The 22,618-nt window shown below is 64.2% G+C and carries 23 protein-coding genes; 14 read left to right on the top strand and 9 right to left on the bottom strand.

Annotated features, from left to right (window positions below; genetic code table 11):
* Positions 1-26: 26 nt before the first annotated feature.
* The gene (locus tag J1C56_RS07715; protein ID WP_214387599.1) at positions 27-200 is read right to left on the bottom strand and encodes a hypothetical protein; all 174 of its coding nucleotides are present in this window, start codon (positions 198-200) and stop codon (positions 27-29) included.
* A 200-nt stretch (positions 201-400) separates the two neighbouring features.
* Between J1C56_RS07715 and glyS the strand changes: the two genes are divergently transcribed.
* A complete protein-coding gene (gene glyS, locus J1C56_RS07710) occupies positions 401-2,692 on the top strand; it encodes a glycine--tRNA ligase subunit beta (RefSeq protein WP_214387598.1) in 2,292 nt (763 codons plus the stop codon).
* 34 nt (positions 2,693-2,726) lie between these two features.
* On the opposite strand, the gene J1C56_RS07705 is transcribed toward glyS, so the two are convergent.
* Complete coding sequence (locus J1C56_RS07705; protein ID WP_214387596.1) at positions 2,727-3,110, bottom strand: hypothetical protein; 384 nt, start codon at positions 3,108-3,110, stop codon at positions 2,727-2,729.
* A 75-nt stretch (positions 3,111-3,185) separates the two neighbouring features.
* On the bottom strand, positions 3,186-3,599 hold the full coding sequence (locus J1C56_RS07700; protein WP_214387594.1) for a hypothetical protein: 414 nt from the start codon (positions 3,597-3,599) through the stop codon (positions 3,186-3,188).
* 200 nt (positions 3,600-3,799) lie between these two features.
* Between J1C56_RS07700 and J1C56_RS07695 the strand changes: the two genes are divergently transcribed.
* The 3 genes from J1C56_RS07695 (at position 3,800) to J1C56_RS07685 (ending at position 6,920) form a co-directional block, all read left to right on the top strand.
* Positions 3,800-4,738 (top strand): L-threonylcarbamoyladenylate synthase, encoded by a 939-nt coding sequence (locus J1C56_RS07695; RefSeq protein WP_214388305.1) that lies wholly within the window; start codon positions 3,800-3,802, stop codon positions 4,736-4,738.
* Positions 4,739-4,754: 16 nt separating this feature from the next.
* A complete protein-coding gene (locus tag J1C56_RS07690; RefSeq protein WP_214387592.1) occupies positions 4,755-6,185 on the top strand; it encodes an FAD-binding oxidoreductase in 1,431 nt (476 codons plus the stop codon).
* A 168-nt stretch (positions 6,186-6,353) separates the two neighbouring features.
* A complete protein-coding gene (locus tag J1C56_RS07685) occupies positions 6,354-6,920 on the top strand; it encodes a DUF6101 family protein (protein ID WP_214387590.1) in 567 nt (188 codons plus the stop codon).
* Here J1C56_RS07685 and ubiA read toward each other — a convergent pair whose 3' ends face one another.
* Positions 6,921-7,904 carry a 4-hydroxybenzoate octaprenyltransferase gene (gene ubiA, locus J1C56_RS07680; RefSeq protein ID WP_214387588.1) on the bottom strand — a complete coding sequence of 328 codons (984 nt, stop codon included), beginning with the start codon at positions 7,902-7,904 and terminating at the stop codon, positions 6,921-6,923.
* Positions 7,905-8,039: 135 nt separating this feature from the next.
* Here ubiA and purD point away from each other — a divergent pair, with 135 nt between their 5' ends.
* Positions 8,040-9,314, top strand: a complete 1,275-nt coding sequence (purD, locus tag J1C56_RS07675; protein WP_214387585.1) for a phosphoribosylamine--glycine ligase — start codon at positions 8,040-8,042, stop codon at positions 9,312-9,314.
* On the opposite strand, the gene J1C56_RS07670 is transcribed toward purD, so the two are convergent.
* Together J1C56_RS07670 and J1C56_RS07665 are read right to left on the bottom strand one after the other, a co-directional pair.
* Positions 9,311-10,516, bottom strand: coding sequence for a glycoside hydrolase family 25 protein (locus J1C56_RS07670; protein ID WP_214387583.1), 1,206 nt, complete (start codon positions 10,514-10,516; stop codon positions 9,311-9,313). The two genes, purD and J1C56_RS07670, sit on opposite strands and share 4 nt — an antisense overlap.
* A 72-nt stretch (positions 10,517-10,588) precedes the next feature.
* The gene (locus J1C56_RS07665) at positions 10,589-10,804 is read right to left on the bottom strand and encodes a hypothetical protein (protein WP_214387581.1); all 216 of its coding nucleotides are present in this window, start codon (positions 10,802-10,804) and stop codon (positions 10,589-10,591) included.
* 177 nt (positions 10,805-10,981) lie between these two features.
* On the opposite strand from J1C56_RS07665, the gene J1C56_RS07660 reads away from it, so the two are divergent.
* Together J1C56_RS07660 and J1C56_RS07655 are read left to right on the top strand one after the other, a co-directional pair.
* Positions 10,982-12,760: an acyl-CoA dehydrogenase family protein gene (locus tag J1C56_RS07660; protein WP_214387579.1), complete on the top strand. Its 1,779-nt coding sequence runs from the start codon at positions 10,982-10,984 to the stop codon at positions 12,758-12,760.
* 21 nt (positions 12,761-12,781) lie between these two features.
* Positions 12,782-13,534 (top strand): crotonase/enoyl-CoA hydratase family protein, encoded by a 753-nt coding sequence (locus J1C56_RS07655; RefSeq protein ID WP_214387576.1) that lies wholly within the window; start codon positions 12,782-12,784, stop codon positions 13,532-13,534.
* A gap of 144 nt (positions 13,535-13,678) precedes the next feature.
* Here J1C56_RS07655 and pdxH read toward each other — a convergent pair whose 3' ends face one another.
* Complete coding sequence (pdxH, locus tag J1C56_RS07650; protein ID WP_214387574.1) at positions 13,679-14,296, bottom strand: pyridoxamine 5'-phosphate oxidase; 618 nt, start codon at positions 14,294-14,296, stop codon at positions 13,679-13,681.
* Positions 14,297-14,338: 42 nt separating this feature from the next.
* Between pdxH and J1C56_RS07645 the strand changes: the two genes are divergently transcribed.
* The 4 genes from J1C56_RS07645 (at position 14,339) to J1C56_RS07630 (ending at position 17,384) form a co-directional block, all read left to right on the top strand.
* A complete protein-coding gene (locus J1C56_RS07645; protein WP_246591209.1) occupies positions 14,339-14,803 on the top strand; it encodes an RT0821/Lpp0805 family surface protein in 465 nt (154 codons plus the stop codon).
* Between the two features lie 88 nt (positions 14,804-14,891).
* A complete protein-coding gene (locus J1C56_RS07640) occupies positions 14,892-15,842 on the top strand; it encodes a DnaJ C-terminal domain-containing protein (RefSeq protein ID WP_214387572.1) in 951 nt (316 codons plus the stop codon).
* Between the two features lie 114 nt (positions 15,843-15,956).
* On the top strand, positions 15,957-16,775 hold the full coding sequence (gene fabI / locus J1C56_RS07635; protein ID WP_214387570.1) for an enoyl-ACP reductase FabI: 819 nt from the start codon (positions 15,957-15,959) through the stop codon (positions 16,773-16,775).
* A 21-nt stretch (positions 16,776-16,796) separates the two neighbouring features.
* Positions 16,797-17,384, top strand: a complete 588-nt coding sequence (locus J1C56_RS07630) for a histidine phosphatase family protein (protein WP_214387568.1) — start codon at positions 16,797-16,799, stop codon at positions 17,382-17,384.
* 18 nt (positions 17,385-17,402) lie between these two features.
* Here the strand turns inward: J1C56_RS07630 and J1C56_RS07625 are convergent, their stop codons facing one another.
* Positions 17,403-17,651 (bottom strand): DUF1344 domain-containing protein, encoded by a 249-nt coding sequence (locus tag J1C56_RS07625; protein WP_214387566.1) that lies wholly within the window; start codon positions 17,649-17,651, stop codon positions 17,403-17,405.
* Between the two features lie 275 nt (positions 17,652-17,926).
* Between J1C56_RS07625 and aroC the strand changes: the two genes are divergently transcribed.
* From aroC to J1C56_RS07610, 3 genes are all read left to right on the top strand, one after another.
* Positions 17,927-19,024 carry a chorismate synthase gene (aroC, locus tag J1C56_RS07620; RefSeq protein ID WP_214387563.1) on the top strand — a complete coding sequence of 366 codons (1,098 nt, stop codon included), beginning with the start codon at positions 17,927-17,929 and terminating at the stop codon, positions 19,022-19,024.
* Positions 19,025-19,111: 87 nt separating this feature from the next.
* Positions 19,112-20,209 carry a 3,4-dihydroxy-2-butanone-4-phosphate synthase gene (ribB, locus tag J1C56_RS07615; RefSeq protein ID WP_214387561.1) on the top strand — a complete coding sequence of 366 codons (1,098 nt, stop codon included), beginning with the start codon at positions 19,112-19,114 and terminating at the stop codon, positions 20,207-20,209.
* A gap of 102 nt (positions 20,210-20,311) precedes the next feature.
* Positions 20,312-21,295, top strand: coding sequence for a hypothetical protein (locus J1C56_RS07610; RefSeq protein WP_214387559.1), 984 nt, complete (start codon positions 20,312-20,314; stop codon positions 21,293-21,295).
* Between the two features lie 59 nt (positions 21,296-21,354).
* On the opposite strand, the gene J1C56_RS07605 is transcribed toward J1C56_RS07610, so the two are convergent.
* Positions 21,355-22,563, bottom strand: a complete 1,209-nt coding sequence (locus J1C56_RS07605) for an MFS transporter (protein WP_214387557.1) — start codon at positions 22,561-22,563, stop codon at positions 21,355-21,357.
* Positions 22,564-22,618: the final 55 nt, after the last annotated feature.

The raw sequence follows: 22,618 nt of genomic DNA, 5'->3' as shown, positions 1-22,618 counted from the left end.
TGGGGGAGGTCGCCGCGAAGCGGCAATCATGCGGCAGCGAGTTCCAACCCTTCCGGCAGGCGGGGTTGTAGCGTTTCGCCGTTGATCGTCTGCAGCGCCTTGCGTACGCCCGGCATCCTGAATTCGGCCGGTGCCGCCACATGCATGGCGAGCAGGGCGCTGAGGCTGAGGATCTGGAGCAGGGCGGAGGCGGTTTTCATCTTCGTGGAGCCAATAGGTGTCTGTCTGAGCGTGGGTCGCTCCAGCGCGGCATCCGGTTCATGGAAATCGTCATCCCAAGGACGATTGCGCAGGCCGCGGCCCGACAGGCGGATGGATTTTTGCCGATCGCGTTCGGGAAGGTGACAGCGGGCAGCTGAGTTGCTATGCCGCGCGGACCATTTCCGCGTGAGCCCGTCCGATGCCCGATCTGCTTTTAGAGTTGCGTTCCGAAGAAATCCCCGCGCGCATGCAGCGCAAGGCGGCGGGCGACCTCAAGAAGATGCTGACCGACGGTCTTGTCGAGGCGGGTCTCACCTATGAGGCGGCGCGCGAATACTGGACGCCGCGCCGGCTGACACTCGACATCAGGGGGCTGACGGCCCGCTCCAAGGACATCCACGAGGACCGCAAGGGCCCGAGCACCAAGGCGCCGGAAGCGGCGATCCAGGGCTTCCTGCGCAGCGCCGGCCTGAACTCGATTTCCGAGGCGCATGTCCATAGCGATCCCAAAAAGGGCGATTTCTACGTTGCCCATATCTCCAAGCCCGGCCGTTCGGCGGAAGAAATCATCGCCGAGCTGGTGCCGGCCATCGTCAAGAGCTTCCCCTGGCCCAAGTCGATGCGCTGGGGCCCGGCCTCGGCCAAGCCGGGCAGTCTGCGTTGGGTGCGGCCGCTGCAGTCGATCGTCTGCACCTTCGGCCCCGAGACCGAGGAGCCCGTGGTCGTCGACTTCGAGGTCGATGGCATCCGCTCCGGCAACGTCACCTACGGCCACCGCTTCCATGCGCCCGACGCGATCAAGGTCAGGCGCTTCGAAGATTATGCCGCAAAGCTCGAGACGGCGAAGGTTGTCATCGATGCCGAGCGCCGCAAGGAGATGATCTCCGCCGACGCGCGCAATCTCGCCTTCGCCAACGGGCTCGACCTTGTCGAGGACGAGGGGCTGCTGGAAGAGGTTTCGGGCCTCGTCGAATGGCCGGTCGTCCTGATGGGCACGTTTGAAGATGCCTTCCTGCAGATCCCCGCCGAAGTCATTCGGCTGACGATCCGTGCCAACCAGAAGTGTTTCGTCACGCGGCCGCAGGGCAGCGAGGATGCGTTGTCCAACCACTTCATCCTGACCTCGAACATCGAGGCCAAGGACGGCGGCAAGGAGATCGCGCATGGCAACGGCAAGGTCGTGCGCGCGCGCCTGTCGGACGCGCTCTACTTCTGGAACACCGACCAGGGCGACCTGCCAGACCTCGACACGCTGAAGCGGTCGGCTGAAGCCTTCGGCCTCGACCTCAACAAGCCGCTCGACCAGCGCATGGCCCGCCTCGACCATCTCGGCGTGACCTTCCACGCCAAGCTCGGAACGCAAGGGCAGCGCGTCCAGCGCATCCGCGGGCTGGCCCGCGAGATCGCGCCGCTGGTCGGCGCCGAGCCGAAGCTGGCCGACCGCGCGGCGGTGCTGGCCAAGGCCGACCTGCAGACCGAAGTCGTCGGCGAGTTCCCCGAACTGCAAGGCGCGATGGGCCGCAAATATGCGCTGCTGCAGGGCGAGAGCCCGTCGGTCGCAGCCGCAATCGAAGAACACTACAAGCCGCAGGGGCCGTCCGACCGCGTGCCGGCCGATCCGGTTTCGGTGTCGGTGGCGCTCGCCGACAAGCTCGACACGCTTGTCGGCTTCTGGACCATCGACGAAAAGCCGACGGGTTCGAAGGATCCGTATGCGCTGCGTCGCGCCGCACTCGGCATCGTCAGGATCATCCTGTCGGCGCGCGGCCGGCTGCCGCTGCAGACGCTGTTCGACGCGGCGCTGCGGCAGCTTGAGGAAGCCTCTGTCCAGCGCAAGCTTGCTGCTTTCGAGGCGTCGCAGGCAGCGATCGACAGCGGCGATGTCGACGGCGAACAGGATGTCGACAATGCGCTCGCTGCCTACGAGGCGGAGCTACGCAAGGAAACGATCGACCGTGCCGCCCCGCTCAAGGCCGATCTGATCGCCTTCTTCCATGACCGCCTCAAGGTCTATCTGCGCGAACTTGGCGCCCGCCACGACCTGATCGACGCTGTCATCACGCCCGAGGCCGATGACCTGCTGACCATCACCCGCCGGGTCGAAGCGCTCGGCAAGTTCCTCGACACCGAGGACGGCAAGAACCTGCTCGCCGGCACCAAGCGCGCGGCGAACATTCTGGCCGCCGAGGAGAAGAAGGGGACTGCGGTTGCGGCAGCCGTCGACCCGGCCCTGTTCCGCGAGGAAGCCGAAAAAGCGCTGTTCGCGTCGGTGAATCAGGCTGTCAGCGAAGCCGGCCAAGCGATTCGCAATGAAGACTTTTCGGCCGCCATGCGCGCGCTTAGCGTGTTGCGTGAACCGGTTGATTCATTCTTTGAGAAAGTTCTCGTCAATGATGAGGACGTCGCCGTGCGCGCCAATCGGCTGGCGCTGCTCGCCCGCATCCGCGCGGCGACCGATCAGGTCGCCGACTTCTCCAAGATTGCGGGATAATGCAGGGGCGGCGCAAAGCCGCCCGACGCTTTCGTCAGTCGAGCAGGCGAACCTTGACGCTCTGGCGGTAGACCTGGACCTCGATCAGCGGCTCGCCGTGTAGGATCGCGCTGCGGGTCGAATTGCTCATCGCGCCTGGCTTGTTCAGCAACTGCTCGAAGCGGGCGCGCTTGGCGTTGGTGGTGAACCAGTCGTCGATGTCGTCTTCCTCGTCGGTCTGGATGTGCTTGTGCACATTGGCGCGATCCTGCCGCACGACCTGGGCCGCGCTGTCGAGCACATAGCCGTCGCTGGCCTGGTGGTCCTTTTCCGAGATACGCGCCACATAGGTGCCGAGGAGCTGATCGGCTTGTGCAGGGCCCATGCCCATGGCGAGCGCGGCGACAAGCGCTGCCGCGATAGTGCGAATTGTTTTCATGGATCAAGCCCTTGCCCAGATTTGCCGATGTGTTGCCGTGACGGTGCACAACGGCGGCGTGACGGTCAAGCCAGGCTATTCGGTTTCGACAGGTGCGCTTGCCGGGTCGACCGCGGCCCCGTCGGGCGTGACAGGCAAGGGCGCCTGATCGCCGGCCGCAGCTTGCTGGGCGGGGGCAGCTTCCGCCGGGGTGGGGGCGATGGCTGCTGGCTCCGGCGACACGCTTCCGACCTCGCCACCGCGGATGACCATCAATTCGGGTCCCATCTCGTGGTTGGTGCTTGCGGGCTTGGTTTCGATCGCCGCCACTTTGCCGGTGTCGACCGAGGGCGCTCCGAGCGCGATGATCGACCTGGTGACCGATTTCGGGGCGTCGACACTGACCGATGACGGGCTGCCCGCAGTGCCTTCGACAATGACGATCGAGGACGCGTGCACCGAACCGGACACGGCGATGCCGGCAACTAGAAACGCAGCAAACAGGCGCATTTGACCCTCGGAGTTGAATCAACCTTGAAGCGCAATGTATCTGAAGGGCGGTTGCAACCGGCTTGCGAAGATGCAGCGCATTTTAGGCAATGCTGGATTCTTGCGGGCAGCACACTTGTCGCGTCGTGCCGAGCGGGTTAGGGACCGGGCATGCAAAAGGAAGCTTAGACGTGGCGGAACTGATCGCAGCCGACAAGGCGATGGACGCGGCACTGGCGCTGCTCGGCGCCGGCGAGGTCGTGGCCATTCCGACGGAGACCGTCTATGGCTTGGCCGGCGACGCCACCAATGGCGAGGCCGTCGCTCGCATCTTCGAGGCCAAGGGCCGCCCGCGCTTCAACCCGCTGATCGCCCATGTCGCCGACATGGCCATGGCCGAGCGCATCGGCGTATTCGATCCGCTGTCGCGAACGCTTGCCGAAAAATTCTGGCCCGGCCCTTTGACGCTGGTTGTACCGCTGCGTGCCGGTTCGGGCATTCATCCACTGGTGACGGCCGGGCTCGACACGATTGCATTGCGCATGCCCAAGGGTTTTGGCGGCACCTTGATCGCCAGGCTTGGGCGGCCGCTGGCAGCACCAAGCGCCAACAGCTCGGGCAAGATCAGCTCGACAAGTGGTGAGGCGGTGGCCAGCGATCTTGGCGCGCGTATTCCGCTCGTCGTCGACGGCGGCGCAACGCCGGTCGGGCTAGAATCGACGATCGTCAAGGTCGAGGATGGCCGTGTAAGGCTGCTACGCCCAGGCGGTGTTCCGGCAGGCGAAATCGAAGCCGTGACTGGCGCGCCGCTGCTGCGCGGCATGACTGCCGGCATTGAAGCGCCTGGCATGCTCGCCTCGCATTATGCCCCCGGTGCCCAGATGCGCCTGAATGCGGAAAGCGTCGGGACGGGAGAGGCACTGCTCGGTTTCGGTCCGAGCCGCACCGAAGGCTGGCAGCAGGCGCACGCCTTTCTCAATCTGTCCGAGGCAGGCGACCTGCGCGAGGCCGCGACAAATCTCTTCGCTCATCTCCAGGCGCTCGACCGCAGTGGCGCCAAGCTGATCGCCGTCGAGCCGATACCGTTCGACGAGCTCGGCGAAGCCATCAACGACAGGCTGGCGCGCGCCGCTGCCCCTCGTGACAATCCTCACGTCTGAATTTAGCTTCCGTCACATGACCCAGAATCTCCCCGGTCTCGATCCCGCGCTTGCCGAGCGCTTTGCTGCCATTGTCGGCGAGCGTTACGCGGTTCGCTCGGAAGCCGACATCGAACCTTACGTGCACGAACCGCGCGGCCTGTTCACCGGTGCAACCTCGCTGGTGCTGCGCCCGGGGAGCGTCGAGGAGGTGAGCGCGATCATGAAGCTCGCCACCGAGACCCGTACGCCGATTGTGCCGCAAGGCGGCAACACCGGCCTCGTTGGCGGCCAGGTGCCTGACCGCTCGGGTGGCCAGATCGTGCTGTCGCTGTCGCGGCTCAACCGTATCCGCGAGATCGATCCGGTTTCCAACACGGTCATCGCCGAAGCTGGCGTCGTGCTCGACGTGTTGCACAAGGCAGCCGACGAGGTCGACCGGCTCTATCCCTTGTCGCTGGCGTCGCAAGGTTCCTGCCAGGTCGGCGGCAACCTGTCGTCCAATGCCGGTGGCACCGGCGTGGTTGCCTATGGCAATGCGCGCGAACTGTGCCTTGGCGTCGAGGTGGTGCTGCCGACCGGCGAGGTGCTCGACGACCTGCGCAAGCTGAAGAAGGACAACACCGGCTACGACCTGAAGAACCTGTTCGTCGGCGCCGAAGGTACGCTGGGCGTCATCACGGCGGCGGTGCTGAAGCTCTATCCAAGGCCCAAGGGCCGTGAAGTCGCCTGGGTCGGGCTGTCTTCGCCCGAGGCAGCACTGGCGCTGTTTGATCGCGCCCAGGATCTTGCCGGCAGCGCGCTGACGGCGTTCGAGCTGATCGGCCACCTGCCGATGGAATTTGCCATGCGTCACATTCCCGATGCCCGGCCGCCGCTGGAAGGCGACTGGCCCTGGCAGGTGCTGATGGAAATCTCGTCGGGCCGCTCGGCCGAGGACGCGCGCACGCTGATCGAGGATGTTCTTTCGGCTGGCTTGGAGGCGGGGCAGGTTGGCGATGCGGCGATTGCCGCAAGCGTCGCCCATGCCAACGAGTTCTGGCGCCTGCGCGAGATGCTGCCGGAAACGCAGAAGGTGGAAGGCGCGTCGATCAAGCACGACATCTCTGTGCCGATCGCCAGCATCCCTGCATTCATCGCCCAAGGCGCTGCCGCCGTGGCGAGCGTCTGCCCGGAGGCGCGCGTGGTCTGCTTCGGCCACATGGGCGACGGCAATCTGCACTACAATGTCTCGCAGCCTGTCGGCGTGGCGAGCGACGCTTTCCTCGCGCTCTACCGCGACATGAACAAGGCGGTGCATGACGTCGTGCGCAGCATGAACGGCTCGATCTCGGCCGAGCATGGCATCGGCCAGCTCAAGCGCGATGAACTTATCGCCACTGCCCCGCCCATCGCCATCGATCTGATGCGCCGGGTGAAGAGCGCTTTCGATCCTGCCGGTATCATGAACCCCGGCAAGACGATTTGAACGTCTCTGGTTGTATTCCGATAACCATCGCCGAGATCAGCAAAATTTAACCCAATTTCTTAAGCGGGGCGGTAAGGTCACCCCGCTAGTGTCCTTCCTAACGAGACCGGAAAAACTGGTCCGGAGAGACCGGAAACCGGCTCTCAGGAGATAACAGGAAGGCACAACATGAACACCGGACTGAAGCCAGTCTGGGCGGGACGCAACATGCGCCTCGACCCGTTCCGCTTGCCGCAGATGGTCAGCTACGCGACGCGTGACGACCTTGGCGACGTCACCTTCACCATAGATCACCGCGGCGCGGTGATCCGCCGCCTGCTGGCGCTCAGCGGGCTGCCGGCGACGATTGCGCTGCCGGCGCGCGCTTTCCGCGGCGTTGCCGCTCGCGCGATGGAAGACGAGGATCTCAACGTCACCGTGACGCTGGAATTGCTGCACAACGATCCGATGCTGTCGGTGCCGCTGCTGGTTGCCGACGATCTCGACGACGTTGCCGCCGACTGGCGCGCCTGGGCCGACTATTACAGCCTGCCGATGTTGCTGATCGAGGCGGACGGCGTTGCCCGCACGCTAGATGAGTCGCTGGGTGCGGCGATCAAGACCCTGCCGGCGCAGGACCGGCGCAAGGGCCGGGTGTCACGGATGCGCAGGCCGCGTTTCCTGGCCCGCCGCAAGTCGGGCACGCTCGGTGTCCGCCTCGTCATCGACGGCGAGGAGATCATCGCCCGGGCGTGACTAGATCAGCGGCTTCAGCGCCACCCAGGCGCCGCCGCAGATCAGGCCGATGAAGATGATCCAGCCGACCTGGCCGTTCGACCTGAACAGCCTGAGGCACTGGTCGGGGTTGTCGATGTCCAGCGTGGCGATCTGGCGCGCCATGTGCGCGCCGGCGGCGACAAGGCCGGCGAGTGCCGGCATCGGCACCTGAGCCATGGCAAAGGCCGTCGCAAACAGCATCAGCGCCCCGGCATAAAGCCCGACAAGCCATGACTTGGTGTTTTCGCCGAAGAAACGGGCTGTCGACTTCACGCCGACAAGTGCGTCGTCTTCCTTGTCCTGATGCGCGTAGATCGTGTCGTAGCCGATCACCCACATGATCGAACCGAAATAGAGCAGCACGGCCGGGCCGTCGATGTCGCCGAACTCGGCCGCCCAGCCCATCAGCGCGCCCCAGGAAAAGGCCAGGCCAAGCACGAATTGCGGCCAGTTGGTGATGCGCTTCATGAACGGGTAGATCGCAACGATCGCCAGCGACGAGATGCCGAGCAGAACGGCGAAGCTGTTGAACTGCAACAGCACCACCAGCCCGACAAGCGCCTGAAGCACGAGGAACACCCACGCCTGGCGGCGGCTGACCTGGCCGGAGGGCAGGGGGCGCGAGCGCGTGCGCTCGACCTGGGCGTCGATGCCCTCGTCGACGATGTCGTTGTAGGTGCAGCCGGCCCCACGCATGGCGACGGCGCCGATCAGGAAAAGTGCCAGGAACCAGGGCGAGGGCAGCAGCGACAAGAGGCTGTCGCCGGGTCGGGAATAGGCGCTTGCCGCCATCGCCGCCGACCACCAGCACGGCCAGAGCAGGAGTATCCAGCCGATCGGCCGGTCCCAGCGCGCGAGCTGTGCATATGGCCAAAGGCTGCGCGGCAAGGCGCGATAGACCCAGTGACCGGATGGCGCGTCGGCGACCCGGCCCTGGCCGGCTTTCGATTGGATGGTTTCCATGTCATGGGAGTGCCAGCGGCGTGGGCAGGCGTCAAGCGGACGATTTGTCCGTGATTGGCTGTGCTGCAGCTTGACCTCAACCGCCTCGGCCACTAGCGGGTGCATCACGTCCAGCATCAGCAAGAGGTCAAGCGCATGAACATCCTGCTCATCGGCTCCGGCGGCCGCGAACATGCGCTGGCCTGGAAGCTTGCGGCGTCACCGATGTTGACCAGGCTTTATGCCGCGCCAGGCAATCCAGGCATCGCCAAGGAAGCCGAACTGGTGGCGCTCGACATTGCCGACCATGCCGCGGTCGCAGCCTTCTGCAAGGACAAGGGCATCGATCTTGTCGTTGTCGGGCCCGAGGGGCCGCTGGTTGTCGGTATCGGCGACGACCTCCGCGCGGCTGGTATTCGGGTCTTCGGCCCTTCCGGCAAGGCTGCCCAGCTCGAGGGTTCGAAAGGCTTCACCAAGGATCTCTGCGCCCGCTACGACATTCCGACCGCTGCCTATGGCCGTTTCGACGATGCGGCTTCTGCCCGATCCTATATCGAGAAGATGGGCGCGCCGATCGTCATCAAGGCTGATGGCCTCGCCGCCGGCAAGGGCGTGACGGTGGCGATGACGCTTGATGAGGCGCTGGAAGCAGTAGACGGCTGCTTCGATGTCGCATTCGGCGGTGCCGGTGCTTCGGTCGTGGTGGAAGAATTCATGACCGGCGAGGAGGCGAGCTTCTTTTGCCTCTGCGATGGCAAGACGGCATTGCCCTTCGGCACGGCGCAGGATCACAAGCGCGTCGGCGATGGCGATGTCGGGCCGAACACCGGCGGCATGGGCGCCTATTCGCCAGCACCGGTGATGACGCCCGAACTGATCGAACAGACGATGCGCGAGATCATAGAGCCGACGATGCGCGGCATGGCCGAGATGGGCGCGCCGTTCTCGGGCGTGCTGTTTGCCGGCCTGATGCTGACCGACCAGGGCCCGAAGCTGATCGAATACAACACCCGCTTCGGCGACCCCGAATGCCAGGTGCTGATGATGCGGCTCAAGGAAGACCTTCTCGTGCTCCTCAATGCCGCCGCCGATGGCCAGTTGGCGCATGTCTCGGCGCGCTGGCGCGACGAGGCGGCGCTGACGGTGGTGATGGCGGCCAAGGGCTATCCGGGCACGCCGGAAAAGGGCTCGGTCATCTCGGGCATCGACGAGGCGGAAGCTGCCGGCGCCCAGGTCTTCCACGCCGGCACAGCCGTCAAGGACGGCAAGATCGTCGCCAATGGCGGCCGCGTGCTGAACGTCACCGCGACAGGACGCACTGTCAGCGAAGCGCAGCAGAAAGCCTATGCGGCTGTCGACAAGCTCGATTGGCCGGAAGGCTTTTGCCGCCGCGACATCGGCTGGCGCGCTGTCGAGCGCGAAAAGGCCTAGCGCTCGGCGCGGTCGCTCTCGGTCGAGGCGGTGGCGACCGGATCGAGCCTTGCCGCGTTCTGGCTGGCCACGCGCATCAGTTCGTCGTGCCTGAGTGCCACGAATTCCGCCATGCCGTTGAAATAGCGGCTGGGTGCCGGCCTGATCGCAGGCAGCGCGCCGAGCACGGCCTTGCTCCAGCTTGAGCGCAGCGTCTCGGCAAGAAGGTCGAGCCGCACCGGATAGGCGACCGAGGCATAGGTGATGCGGCTTTCACCCTTCAGGCCGTCATCCCTGGCGATCGGCACCGGCACGTTGAGCATGAAGTCGTCGGTTGTTTCGATCAGCTGGCCGAATGGCCAGACCTTGCGCAACCCGTCCGCGTCCATCGGCGCGACATTGACGTCGATGTCGTTGGGGGTACCGGCGACGCGGTAGGGGCAGCGGCGTTCGCCGCAATTGGCCTGGGCGGAGAACTGCCACAGCGAATAGCCTTGCCAGTTGCCCTTCGGGAAGTGGATGCCGATCTCGGGCTTGTAGCGCGCATACCACAATGGCAGCCGCGACAGCAGCCGGTAGCGGTAGCGGTTGTCGGCGATGTACCTGGAGGTCGTGCCGTTGGTGTAGAGGATCGGGTAGCGGCCGGTGCGCAGGAAGATATGGCGCACGAACAGTTCGGCGTCCTCCAGCGACATCCATTTCGTCGGATCGTTCTCCTCGATGTCGATCGCCATCAGGTCGTCAGGGCCGGGCTCGGCGAAATCAAGGAAGTTCTCGGCCTGCTCGATCGGATTGCCGGGTCGCGCGAGGTGGTAGGCGCCCCATTTCAGGCCGAGTGCCTTGGCGACGACCTTGCGGGTGTGAAACAGCTCGCGGGCGACCGCATGGCGTTTCCAAAGTGCCTTGCACAGCCTGTAGGCCGTTTCTTCGCCGGAACAGGAGTAGGGCGGTGGCAGCCCGTCGGAGGCCTTGTTGATGAAGCCGACGATACGCTTGTCGCCTGACAGCTTCTGCCAATCGATGGAGTTGTATTCGTAGGCGTCGATGACGAGCGCTCGGTCGGCCTTCTTCCATGGCTCGGAGAAGTCGGAGGCCAAGGCCGGCGCGGGCAGGTGAAATGCCCAAGCGGCGGTCAGCGCTGCGAGCGCGAGGTGGTGAAATCTAGACGCCAGTCCCCTCAAAAGGCGATCCTCGGTGATCGATATTCGATCGTGGACCGCCATGGTTAAGGAAATGCTGATGCGTCTCCACCGCCCTCAGGTTGAAAGCGAGCGCTTTTGCCGCCGATGGAGGCATTAATCGAACGGATCGGGCGCGGGTTCGGTCGGAAGCGTGCCGTCGGCCTCGCGCTTGCGGTAGTGGGCAAGCGAACATTTCGGCGAACACAGGATGCCGCGATCGGTCCAGTAGGCGGCGCCATCCTCGATCTTGCCGCCGTGATACCAGAAGCCTTCGGAACGGTAGGGCAGGCCGCATACGATGCAGCTGAAGGCGTCGGGACGGGCAAGCATCTTGTCCTCGTTGATTTCGTTGTTCTACCAAGCCGGGGCTTGGGTGCAAAGGGTCGCCAAAAAGTTGACGTTTACGTAAAAAGTCACTTCCCCTTGGCTCGGGAAGGCGGCTAGTGTGCGTGCCAGGCGGTGGTGAGGCCGCAACAGCAGATCGTCTGGTCAGCAGGAGGAAGCGTCATGTACCGCGCCCCGGTGGAAGAAATTGCCTTTGCGTTGAAGCATGTCGCGGGCCTCAGGGCGGCACTCGACGCCGGCACCTTCGGCGACCTCGGCGAGGATCTCGTCGACGCCATTCTGGGCGAAGCCGGCCGCTTCGCCAGTGAAGAGGTGGCGCCGCTCTACAAGGTCGGCGACCAGACCGGCGCCACGCTCCGCGATGCGGCCGTCACCATGCCGCCCGGCTGGAAGGAACTTTACAAGCATTGGGCCGAAGGCGGCTGGAACAGCCTGAACGGCCCCGAGGAATATGGCGGGCAGGGCCTGCCGACGATGATGGGCGTGGCGACGCTGGAAATGTGGAACTCGGCCTCGATGGCCTTCGGCATCGGCCCGACGCTGTCGATGGGCGCTGTCGAGGCGCTGGAAAAGCACGCTTCGGAAGATCTGAAGTCGGCCTATCTCGCCAAGCTCGTCTCCGGCGAGTGGATGGGCACCATGAACCTGACCGAACCGCAGGCCGGCTCGGATCTGGCGGCGTTGCGCAGCCGCGCCGAGAGGTCAGGCGACGGCACCTACCGCATCTTCGGCCAGAAGATATTCATCACCTATGGCGAGCACGACCTTACTGACAACATCGTGCATCTGGTGCTGGCGCGCTTGCCCGATGCGCCCGCCGGCACGCGCGGCATATCGCTGTTTTTGGTGCCGAAGTTCCTGCTCAATGAGGACGGCACGCCGGGCGCGCGCAACGACGTGTTCTGCTCGGGTATCGAGGAAAAGCTAGGCATCCACGCCTCGCCGACCTGCACGATGATCTATGGCGATGGCTTCACCAAGGGCCGTGAGCCCGGCGCCATTGGCTGGCTGATCGGCGAGGAGAACCGCGGGCTCGCCTGCATGTTCACGATGATGAACAATGCGCGCCTGCTGGTCGGCATCCAGGGCGTTGCGGTTGCCGAAACCGCGTTCCAGAAGGCACTCGCCTATGCCAATGATCGCCGCCAGGGCAAGGCGGCTTCTTACAAGGGCGAGGGCATGGCGCCGATCGTCCATCACCCCGACGTCCAGCGCAACCTGCTGACGATGAAGGCGCTGACCCAGGCGGCACGGGCCATCGCCTATTCTTGCGCCCACGCCATCGACATGGCGCGCGTGTCGACCGGTGCGGACAAGACCCATTGGCAGGACCGTGCCAATCTGCTGACACCTCTGGCCAAGGCATTCTCCACCGATGTCGGCGTCGATGTCGCCTCGCTTGGCGTGCAGATCCATGGCGGCATGGGGTTCATCGAAGAGACGGGTGCGGCAGCCCTTCTGCGCGATGCCCGTATCGCCCCGATCTATGAGGGCACCAACGGCATCCAGGCCATCGACCTCGTCACCCGCAAGCTGCCGCTCGGCAATGGCGAGCATGTCTTCGGCTACATCGGCGAGCTCGCTGGCGTAGCCATCGCTGTCGCTGCGATGAACAGCGAGGCGTATGGGCGCACGGCGCTCATTCTCGAACAGGCGCTCGACGATCTTCAAGACGTCACGCGACATCTCCAGATGCAGCTTAGCGACGGCCGAACGGACGATGCACTGGCTGGGGCCACGCCGTATCTCAGGCTGTTCTCGCTGGTCGCTGGTGGCGCCTACCTGGCGCGCGCGGCTCTTGCCGATGGCGACGCAGGACGCATCGCGCTTTGCCGGTTCTTCGCCGAGAACCTGCTCGGCGAGACGGCGGCACTAAAGGACCGCATCACCGGTGGCGCTGCGAGCCTCGCCGCTGCCGCCACGGCGCTGATTTTGGCGTGACATCTGGGACGAGGAACTGACGTGACCGACCACATTCTCATCGAGCGGCAGGGCGCCGTGCAGATCATCCGGATGAACCGTCCGGACAAGAAGAACGCCATCACCCGTGCCATGTACGCCGAAATGGCGGCAGCACTGGTCGCCGGCGACAAGGACACAGCAGTGCGATGCCATGTCTTTCTTGGCGTGCCCGGCGCTTTTTCGTCCGGCAACGACCTCGCCGACTTCATGGCGATCGCCACGGGCGGCGAGGGTGGCGGTGAGGTATGGGATTTCCTGCTCGCGTTGGCCAGGACCGAAAAGCCCGTGGTCTCGGGCGTCGACGGCATCGCGGTGGGTATTGGAACGACGATCAACCTGCATTGCGACCTGACCTTCGCCACGCCGCGCACGGTCTTCCGCACGCCCTTCGTCGATCTCGGGCTGGTGCCCGAGGCAGGCTCCAGCCTGATTGCGCCGCAGGTGCTCGGCCTGCAGGGCGCCTTTGCCTTGCTCGGCCTGGGCGAGAGTTTTCCGGCGGAGCGGGCGCTGGCTGCAGGGCTGATCTACAAGGTCGTCGCGGAAGACGAGCTGGAGGCGGCAGCACTCGCTGCCGCCAGCGAGATCGCGGCCAAGCCGCCGGAAGCGCTGAAGATCGCGCGCGACCTGATGCGCGGCGACCGAACCGCGCTCGTCGAACGCATCAAGGAAGAGGGCGCGCATTTCCGTGCCCGGCTCAAGTCGGATGAAGCGCGAGCGGCACTCGTTGCCTTCATGTCGCGCAAGAAGGGCTAAGGCTTACCCTCCCCTTGTGGGGAGGGTCGGCGAACGAGCATTGCGAAGCAAGGCGAGCGAGACGGGGCGGGGGTGTCCTCATCGTCACCCCCACCCCGCTCCGCTTCGCGGCGCGACCCTCTCCACAAGGGGGAGGGTAAGAACTCACGGATAAAGCCGATCCTTGTCCCAGCCGCCATCGGCAGCGCGGGTGAAGACGACGCGGTCGTGCAGGCGGAAGGGGCGGTCGTGCCAGAACTCGATCTGGCTCGGCACGATGCGGAAGCCCGACCAGTGTGGCGGGCGCGGGATTTCGCCGATGACATGGCGGGCGGTATATTCGGCAACGGCCTTTTCCAGCGCGAAGCGGCTTTCCAGCGGGCGCGACTGCTTGGATGCCCAGGCGCCAATTCGACTGCCACGCGGGCGCGAGGCGAAATATTCGTCGGCTTCGGCATCGGTGACGATCTCGACCGGGCCGCGCACGCGGACCTGGCGGCGCAGCGATTTCCAGTGGAAACACATCGCCGCTTTCATCGTTGCGAGGATTTCGCGGCCCTTGGCGCTTTCGAAATTGGTGTAGAAGACGAAGCCATGTTCGTCGAATCCCTTGAGCAGCACCATGCGTACGTCAGGCAGTCCGTCGGTATCGACGGTCGCCAGCGCCAGTGCGGTCGGATCGTTCGGCTCGCTGGCCGTGGCGTCCTTCAGCCACGAGGCAAAGAGCTGGAAAGGCTCAGCAGCCTCCGTGAAGTCACTGCTTGTTAACTCTGTGTCCGTCATAGCTTTTACTCGACCTGCCATTTACGACCGGGAGAATGCCTATTGTCGCGCTTCGCGCAAGCCTTTGAGGGCCATTGCCTCCCACAAATCGGGTCCCGATCCCTCAAGCTGGTGCTGCTGCTTAGCCTGACGACGATCAGCGCCTGCGGTGCCGGCGGCTTCAGCCTCGAGAAGGCCGAGGTCGACCGAAGCCTGGTGACCAGCAAGGTTCCTGACGATGTCAACAGGACCAGCGATGCGAATCGCCTGTCGGACGAGACGACGATCCGCAATGCTGTTTCGTCCGCCGATGTTGCCGAGTTGAAAGGCCAGGCGATTCCCTGGGCCAATGCCGAGACCGGTTCGCGCGGCGCGATCACCGCCCTTGTCGAGAGCAATGAACGTGGCGTGTTATGCCGCGAATTTGCCGTTTCACGCGAAAGCTTCGACGGGGTAAGCCTGTTCAAGGGCGAGGTCTGCGCGGCTGGTTCCGGAGCCTGGCAGATGCTGTCGTTCCAGCCGGCCTGACGGGTTGCGGCTTTCCGCCTCTGGAATTTCTTCCTAGCCAGGCGCATATAGGGATGGACCAACCCTTTTCTCTGTTGTGGAATGAAGCATGCGCGACCCCTATGAGGTGCTGGGCGTTGCCAAGAACGCCTCGGCCAAGGACATCAAGGCGGCTTACCGCAAGCTCGCCAAGAAGCACCATCCGGACCAGAACCCGGACGATCCGAAGGCGAAGGAACGCTTTGCCGCCGCCAACCAGGCCTACGAGATTCTTGGCGACGAGAAGAAGAAGGTGGCTTTCGACCACGGCGAAATCGACGCCGAGGGCAAGGCGCGTTTCCAAGGCTTCGAAGGTGCCGCCGGGGGCGACCCATTTGGCGGCTTCCGCCGCCAGCAGACTGGTCCTGGCAACTCACGCTTCGAATTCCGCTCCGGCGGCCCGGGCGGCGGGTCCTTCGATGCCGGCGATATCTTCAGCCAGATTTTTGGTGATTCCTTTGGCCAGCGTGGCCCCGGTGCTGCTGCCGGCGCAGGCATGGGCGGTGGCCCGGGCGCACAGCGCGCTCAACCGGGCGCCGACGTCAATGTCACGCTCGACGTGACCATCGAGGAAGCGGCGACCGCGCCAAAGGTGACAGCGATGTTCCCCGATGGCCGCAAGATGGCGGTGAAACTGCCTGAGTATGTCGAGGACGGCCAGACGATAAGGCTCAAGGGCCAGGGCGAGGCGGGTCTTGGCGGGGCGGGCGACGCGCTGGTCAAGATCAGGTTCCGCCGCCATCCGCGCTACCGGCTGGAGGGCAGGGACCTGCATGTCGACCTGCCTGTGAGCCTCAAGGAGGCAGTGCTCGGCGCCAAGGCGGCAGTGGAGACTCCTACCGGCCGGCTGGCGGTGAAGGTTCCCGAGTGGTCGAGTTCGGACAAGGTCCTGCGCCTCAAGGGACGCGGCCTGCCCGAAAAGGCAGGCGGTCATGGCGACCTGTACGTCCATGTCCGCGTCATGCTGCCCGAAGGCGGCGATGCGGCGCTTGAGGAGTTGCTGCGCAAGTCCGAGAGCTGAAAGCGGGCCGGCGCGATGTGCCGGCCTTGATGTGTCGGCGTATCAACGCTTGAAGGCGCAGATTGCCTATGCGATAGGCTCTCCGAAACAATTCATGCATTGGAGTGCGCTCTTATGGCGGGTGGACAGGGCCTGATGGCCGGCAAGCGCGGCCTTATTCTCGGCGTCGCCAACAACAGATCGATTGCCTGGGGCATTGCCAAGGCATGTGCCGACCAGGGCGCGGAGCTCGCCTTCACCTATCAGGGCGATGCGCTGAAGAAGCGTGTCGAGCCGCTGGCCGCCGAAATCGGTGCTTTCGTCTGCGGGCACTGCGACGTCACCGACATGACGACAATCGATGCATGCTTCGCCAAGCTGGAAGAGAAGTGGGGCAAGCTCGACTTCGTCGTCCACGCCATCGGCTTCTCCGACAAGGACGAGCTGACCGGCCGCTACGTCGACACCAGCCATGGCAACTTCCTGCGCACCATGGACATTTCGGTCTATTCGTTCACGGCGGTCGCCCAGCGCGCCGAGAAGCTGATGACCGACGGCGGCTCGATGCTGACCATGACCTACTACGGGGCTGAAAAGGTCATGCCGAACTACAACGTCATGGGCGTTGCCAAGGCGGCACTGGAAGCCAGCGTGAAGTACCTCGCCGTCGACCTCGGCCCGAAGAACATCCGCGTCAACGCGATCTCGGCTGGTCCGATCAAGACGCTCGCCGCATCCGGCATCGACGACTTCCGCTACATCCTGAAGTGGAACGAATACAACGCGCCGCTGCGCCGCACCGTTTCGATCGAGGAGGTCGGCGATTCCGCGCTCTACTTCCTGTCGCATCTGTCGCGCGGCGTCACCGGCGAAGTGCATCACGTCGATTCCGGCTACCATGTCGTCGGCATGAAGGCCGTCGATGCGCCGGACATCGCCGCCGTCAAGGACTGACCCCTCCCGCGCAGCTTGGCCATGACCCCGCTCATCTATTTCGTGCGCCATGGCCAGACGCCATGGAACGCCGAGCAGCGCCTGCAGGGGCAGGCCGACATCGACATCGATGCGGTGGGGCGCGAACAGGCCGACCGCAACGGTCGCCGGCTAGCTGGGCTCGTTGTTGATCCGGATGTTTTCGACTTCGTGGCGAGCCCGATGCGGCGCACCCGCGAGACGATGGAACGCTTGCGCGTGGCGATGGGGCTCGATCCCATGGCCTATCGGACCGATCCGCGCCTTGTCGAAGTGAACTTCGGCGACTGGCAGGGTTTTACCTACGCCGAGCTCGAGATGCACGAACCCGGTGCTGGCGACACGCGGCTGAAGGACAAGTGGGAGTTCGTGCCGCCGGGCGAAGGCGCGGAGAGCTACGAGATGCTCACCTGCCGCATCCGGCCCTGGCTCGTCGAGGTGACCCGGCCGACGGTCTGCGTTACCCATGGTGGCGTCTTGCGCGCCATCTCGAGGCTTGTCGAAGACCTGCCCAAAAACAAAGCCGCGGCCCTGGAGATACCCCAAGACCGCGTGCTGAGAGTGGAAAACGGCCGCCTCGACTGGCTCTAGTGGCCGGGGATTTTCGTTTTACTGCGGCAGTTCCATGTCGGTGATCAGGTTCTCGCCTTCGACCACGTCGTAGGCCAGCAGGATTTCCATGCCCGGCTTGATGTTGTCGACATCGAATTCGCCCGGCAGCTTGTATGACTTGCCGTTGGAGAGCGTGATGGTTGCCTTGTCCTTGTCGACGGACTTGACCTGACCTTCGGCCTCGGCGGCCAGCGCAGCGCCTGACATCATGAGCACGGCGGCAACGGCGCCAATAAGGGTACGCATTGTCGTCCTCTTTTTTCTGCGCCCCGCAAGGGCGAGGCAAAAATGTTTAACGAGCGGTTGGAAGGAAGCAGAAACCAACCGAATGTGTCAAAACTAAATCGGCTCCGATCACGGTTTGACCACTGCTAAAACGGCAAATTGAGCGCACGGCGTCCGATTGAAAGCTGCAAAGGCCCCGATGATCCTGGATCGGCGAACGATCCTGTCCGAAAAGGAATTTTACTTTTCGAGGTCATGCGCTAGAACGCGCCCATACCCCGGAAAGGGCTCTTCGCATGTCGCACAACACCTTCGGCCATCTGTTTCGCGTCACCACCTGGGGTGAGAGCCATGGGCCGGCGCTTGGCTGCGTTGTCGACGGTTGCCCGCCCGGTATCCGCTTCACGCTGAAAGACATCCAGGACGAGCTCGACAAGCGCAAGCCGGGCCAGTCGCGCTTCGTCACCCAGCGCCGCGAGCCCGACGAGGTCAAGGTGCTTTCGGGCGTCATCACGGACGAGGACGGTGAGACCCTGATTTCGACTGGTACACCGATCTCGATGATGATTGAGAATGTCGACCAGCGCTCCAAGGATTATGGCGAGATCGCGCGGCAATATCGCCCGGGCCATGCTGACTACGCCTATGACGTCAAATACGGGCTGCGCGACCATCGCGGCGGCGGCCGTTCGTCGGCGCGCGAGACGGCGTCGCGTGTCGCTGCCGGCGCCATTGCCCGCAAGATCGTCCCGGGACTGGTGGTGCGTGGCGCGCTGGTGTCGATGGGCGTGAAGTCGATCGACCGCGCCAACTGGGACTGGGACTTCATCGGCAGCGCCGAAAATCCGTTCTTCACGCCTGATGCCGGTTCGGTCCAGGTCTTTGCCGATTATCTCGACGGCATCCGCAAGTCGGGCTCGTCGGTCGGCGCCGTGATCGAGATCGTAGCCGAGGGCGTGCCGGCAGGCCTTGGCGCGCCGATCTATGCCAAGCTCGACCAGGACATCGCCTCCAACCTGATGTCGATCAACGCCGTCAAGGGCGTCGAGATCGGCAACGGCTTCGAGGCCGCGCGCATATCGGGCGAAGAGAATGCCGACGAGATGCGCATGGGCAATGACGGTCAGCCAATATTCCTGTCCAACAATGCCGGCGGCATATTGGGCGGCATCTCGACCGGACAGGACGTGATTGCCCGTTTTGCCGTCAAGCCGACTTCCTCCATCCTGACGCCGCGCAAGTCGATCGACAAGGACGGCAAGGACGTCGATGTGATGACCAAGGGCCGCCACGATCCGTGCGTCGGCATCCGTGCGGTTCCTATCGGCGAGGCGATGGTTGCCTGCGCGATCGCCGACCATTATCTCCGCCATCGCGGACAGACGGGAAGATGAGCGAATAGCGAGTAGCGAATAGTGCCGTTTCCCTCTATTCGCTAGTCTCTATTCCCTATTCGCCAAAACGAGCCAAGCGAGTACGCCATGCCCTACGATCAGAAGAAAGTTGTCGAAGCGCTGCGCGCCTTCGAGCGCGGCGAGATCGTGGTCGTCATGGACGATGACGGGCGCGAGAACGAGGGCGACCTGATCGTTGCCGCGGTCCACTGCACGGCCGAGAAGATGGCCTTCATCGTGCGGCATACTTCGGGCATCGTCTGCACGCCGATGCTGAAGGAAGACGCCAGGCGGCTCAACCTTGCGCCAATGGTCGCCGACAATGATTCCGCCCACACCACCGCCTTTACCGTCAGCGTCGACTTCAAGCACGGCACCTCGACCGGCATCTCGGCCGACGACCGCACGCTGACAGTGCGCAATCTCGCCAATCCCAATGTCGGCGGCTCGGATTTCGTTCGCCCCGGCCACATTTTCCCGCTGATCGCCCGCGAGGGCGGCGTTCTGATGCGCTCGGGCCATACCGAAGCCGCTGTCGACCTGTGCAAGCTTGCCGGCCTGCCGCCGGTCGGCGTGATTTCGGAGCTGGTGAACGACGACGGCACCGTCATGCGCGGCCCGCAGGTTGCGGCCTTCGCCGAGAAGAATAGCCTTCTGCAGGTTTCGGTCGCCGATCTCATCGCCTATCGCCAGCGCCAGGAAACGCTGATCCAGCGCATCGATAGCTTCGACATCGAAACCCCGGCCGGCAAGGCGAAGGCCATCACCTACACGTTGCCCTGGGATGTCATGCATCACCTCGCCATCGTCTTCGGCGACATCCGCGACGGTGAGGAAGTGCCAGTACGTCTGCACACCGAGGACGTTGTGACCGACGTGTTTGGTACCAGCAACCGCCTCGACGACATCATGAAGACCTTCGGCGAGGGCAAGCGCGGCGTCATCGTCTATCTCCGCGAGGGCTCGGTCGGCGTGTCCAATCTCGGCCGCAACCGCCCGATAGCGGAGCGCGAGGATCACGAAGAAGCGCGCCGCCGCGAGGACGAATGGCGCCAGATCGGCCTCGGCGCGCAGATACTCAAGGATCTTGGCATCTCGTCGATCAACCTGATTGCCTCGCGCGAGCGCCACTATGTCGGCCTAGAGGGCTTCGGCATCCGCATCGCCAAGACCGAAATCCGCTGATTTCGGCTCCGAACAACGGGGGTGATTGACCCGCCTCCGGGGTGATTGACATACGCTGGCTGCGGCGCATCCTCCTGTCCATCTCTTAGGGGGGAGTCGGGTATGTGGGATTTCAGCATAGGCCAGAGCCTGGCGATCATGGCACGCACCTGGCCGTTCATCGTGCTGCGCATGGTCGTCTATTTCGGCATCACGCTCGCCTACATCGTGGCGATGGGCGCGGGCGCCGGCGTCGGCTACGGCGTCGGTCATATCGCAACGGACCCTGACGGCCCGGTTTCGTTCGCGCTATGGGGCGGCATCGCCGGCTTCGGCGTGGTGTCGGTCGCGGTCTACTGGATCCGCGAATACATTCTCTACATCGTCAAGGCCGGGCACATTGCCGTCATGGTCCACCTGATCGACGGGCGCGAGATTCCAGGCGGCCAGAACCAGATTTCCTACGCGCGCGAAATCGTCACCGAACGCTTCACCGAGGCGAGCTTGCTCTTCATCCTCGATCAGCTGGTGAAGGGCGTGATCCGGACGATCACTGGGCTGATCGGCGGCATTGCCGCCTTCCTGCCGATCCCCGGCCTCGACGGCCTGGTGCGGTTCCTCAACACCATCGTCCGCATGTCGCTGACCTATGTCGACGAGATCATCCTCGGCTACAACATCCGCATCGGCAGCACCTCGCCATGGCAGAGCGCGCGGCAGGGCGTCGTGCTCTACGCCCAGAACGGCAAGACCATGGTCAAGAACGCGGTCTGGCTGTCCTTGGTTGTCTGGGTCGTGTCGCTGTTCATCTTCCTGTTCATGCTCGCGCCGGCCGGGGCCATTCTCTACTTCATGCCGGGTGAGCTGGGCGGCTGGGCTTTCGTTCTGGCGATCGTCTTTGCCTGGGCGTTCAAATCGGCACTGATCGAACCCTTTGCCGTCGCCTCGCTGATGCAGGTCTATTTCAAGGTCATCGAAGGCCAGGTGCCCAATCCGGAATGGGATCGGAAGCTGGAAGAGGCGTCGTCGAAGTTTCGCGAGCTCAAGGAAAAGGCCTTCGGTTCGGGCGAGGCGTCGCGCTGGGACGGGTCTGCCAGGAACGTCTGAACGCAATCGGCACGGCCCGCTTTCGCGTGCCGTGCCTTGATCGCTCTATTCGGATCGTTCTACTCGGCAGGAGCCGGAACGAGGCTCGATGTCGAACGCCGGAAGGTGCCTTGTCCGACAAGGGTGACCAACAAGGCGAGGAAGCCGGCGAGCATCGAGACGAAGAAGCCGCTGGTCGGGCCGAAGTTGTCGATGAACCAGCCCGATGCCGAAGACCCCACAGCCATGCCGATGCCGATGCCGGTGATCGCCCAGGTCATGCCCTCGGTGAGCTTGGACGACGGAACGATCTTTTCCACCAGCGCCATCGAGATGATGATTGTCGGCGAGACGGCGACGCCGGCGACGAACAGCACCACCGCCAGCGTCGGGATGCTGCCTACGATCATCAGCGGGAAGGTGGTGAGTGCCGCCAAGGCGATCGCCAGGAGCAACTGGCGCGGCAAGGCAAGCTTGAGCTTCAGTGCGCCGAAGGCAAGGCCGGCGATGAGCGAGCCGGCGGCATAGGCCGACAGTGCAAAGCCTGCCGAGGCCTTGTTGCCCTGGGCTTCGGCGAAGGCAACCGCGGTTACCTCCGCGGTGCCGAAGATGGCGCCGATGGCGATCAGCGTCAGCACCAGGATCTGCATCGAGCCGAGCCAGATGACCGACTTGCCGCCTGATTTGTCCTGGGCGTGGACCGGCGGCTCCGTCGACTTCTGCGCCGCGAAGAGGAAATTGCCGACGGCAAGAAGCGTCGTGGCGACAAGCGGGCCTGCTTCTGGAAACAGGCCGACGCTGAGGCCGATGGCAACGATCGGACCGGTCATGAAGATGACCTCGTCGACGACGGATTCGAAGGCAAAGGCGGTGTGCAGCTTCGGCGAGCCGCGATAGATCTCGGTCCAGCGTGCGCGCACGAAAGCGCTCATGCTCGGCATGGTGCCGCCGAGGACGGCAAACATGAACAGGGCCCAGTTTGGCGCGCCGTAGCGGGTTGCGAGCATCAGGCTGCTCAGCGCCGCAACGGCGACGATGGTGCCGGGAATGAGGATGCGGCGCTGGCCGTAGCGGTCGACTAGGCGCGACACCTGAGGGGCGATCAGCGCGTTGGAAAACGCAAATGTCGCCGCTACCGCGCCCGCAAGCCAATACTCGCCGTGGGTTTCCGACAGCATCGTGACGATGCCGAGCGTGATCATCGCGAGCGGCAGCCGCGCGATGAAGCCGGTGGCGGAGAACGCCTTGGCGCCGGGCGCCTTGAAGATTTCGTTGTACGGATTACGCATTGGATTCACCGGGAGGGGAGATATCTGAAATTTCATATATAGTCGAGCCGCCTGA

The organism is Aminobacter anthyllidis (genome assembly GCF_018555685.1).
Taxonomy (GTDB): Bacteria; Pseudomonadota; Alphaproteobacteria; order Rhizobiales; family Rhizobiaceae; genus Aminobacter; species Aminobacter anthyllidis.
Note: the sequence above shows the minus strand (reverse complement) of the source record. Positions and strands in the feature narration are given on the sequence as shown.

Coding starts and splice junctions, on each gene's coding strand:
- J1C56_RS07625 (WP_214387566.1), bottom strand. CDS start 17,651: ATGCGTACCCTTATTGGCGCCGTTGCCGCCGTGCTCATGATGTCAGGC.
- J1C56_RS07665 (WP_214387581.1), bottom strand. CDS start 10,804: ATGCTTGCCCGTCCCGACGCCTTCAGCTGCATCGTATGCGGCCTGCCC.
- J1C56_RS07640 (WP_214387572.1), top strand. CDS start 14,892: ATGCGCGACCCCTATGAGGTGCTGGGCGTTGCCAAGAACGCCTCGGCC.
- ribB (WP_214387561.1), top strand. CDS start 19,112: ATGCCCTACGATCAGAAGAAAGTTGTCGAAGCGCTGCGCGCCTTCGAG.
- J1C56_RS07705 (WP_214387596.1), bottom strand. CDS start 3,110: ATGAAAACAATTCGCACTATCGCGGCAGCGCTTGTCGCCGCGCTCGCC.
- J1C56_RS07685 (WP_214387590.1), top strand. CDS start 6,354: ATGAACACCGGACTGAAGCCAGTCTGGGCGGGACGCAACATGCGCCTC.
- fabI (WP_214387570.1), top strand. CDS start 15,957: ATGGCGGGTGGACAGGGCCTGATGGCCGGCAAGCGCGGCCTTATTCTC.
- purD (WP_214387585.1), top strand. CDS start 8,040: ATGAACATCCTGCTCATCGGCTCCGGCGGCCGCGAACATGCGCTGGCC.
- J1C56_RS07715 (WP_214387599.1), bottom strand. CDS start 200: ATGAAAACCGCCTCCGCCCTGCTCCAGATCCTCAGCCTCAGCGCCCTG.
- J1C56_RS07630 (WP_214387568.1), top strand. CDS start 16,797: ATGACCCCGCTCATCTATTTCGTGCGCCATGGCCAGACGCCATGGAAC.
- J1C56_RS07700 (WP_214387594.1), bottom strand. CDS start 3,599: ATGCGCCTGTTTGCTGCGTTTCTAGTTGCCGGCATCGCCGTGTCCGGT.
- J1C56_RS07610 (WP_214387559.1), top strand. CDS start 20,312: ATGTGGGATTTCAGCATAGGCCAGAGCCTGGCGATCATGGCACGCACC.
- glyS (WP_214387598.1), top strand. CDS start 401: ATGCCCGATCTGCTTTTAGAGTTGCGTTCCGAAGAAATCCCCGCGCGC.
- J1C56_RS07695 (WP_214388305.1), top strand. CDS start 3,800: ATGGACGCGGCACTGGCGCTGCTCGGCGCCGGCGAGGTCGTGGCCATT.
- ubiA (WP_214387588.1), bottom strand. CDS start 7,904: ATGGAAACCATCCAATCGAAAGCCGGCCAGGGCCGGGTCGCCGACGCG.
- J1C56_RS07660 (WP_214387579.1), top strand. CDS start 10,982: ATGTACCGCGCCCCGGTGGAAGAAATTGCCTTTGCGTTGAAGCATGTC.
- J1C56_RS07670 (WP_214387583.1), bottom strand. CDS start 10,516: ATGGCGGTCCACGATCGAATATCGATCACCGAGGATCGCCTTTTGAGG.
- aroC (WP_214387563.1), top strand. CDS start 17,927: ATGTCGCACAACACCTTCGGCCATCTGTTTCGCGTCACCACCTGGGGT.
- J1C56_RS07690 (WP_214387592.1), top strand. CDS start 4,755: ATGACCCAGAATCTCCCCGGTCTCGATCCCGCGCTTGCCGAGCGCTTT.
- J1C56_RS07605 (WP_214387557.1), bottom strand. CDS start 22,563: ATGCGTAATCCGTACAACGAAATCTTCAAGGCGCCCGGCGCCAAGGCG.
- pdxH (WP_214387574.1), bottom strand. CDS start 14,296: ATGACGGACACAGAGTTAACAAGCAGTGACTTCACGGAGGCTGCTGAG.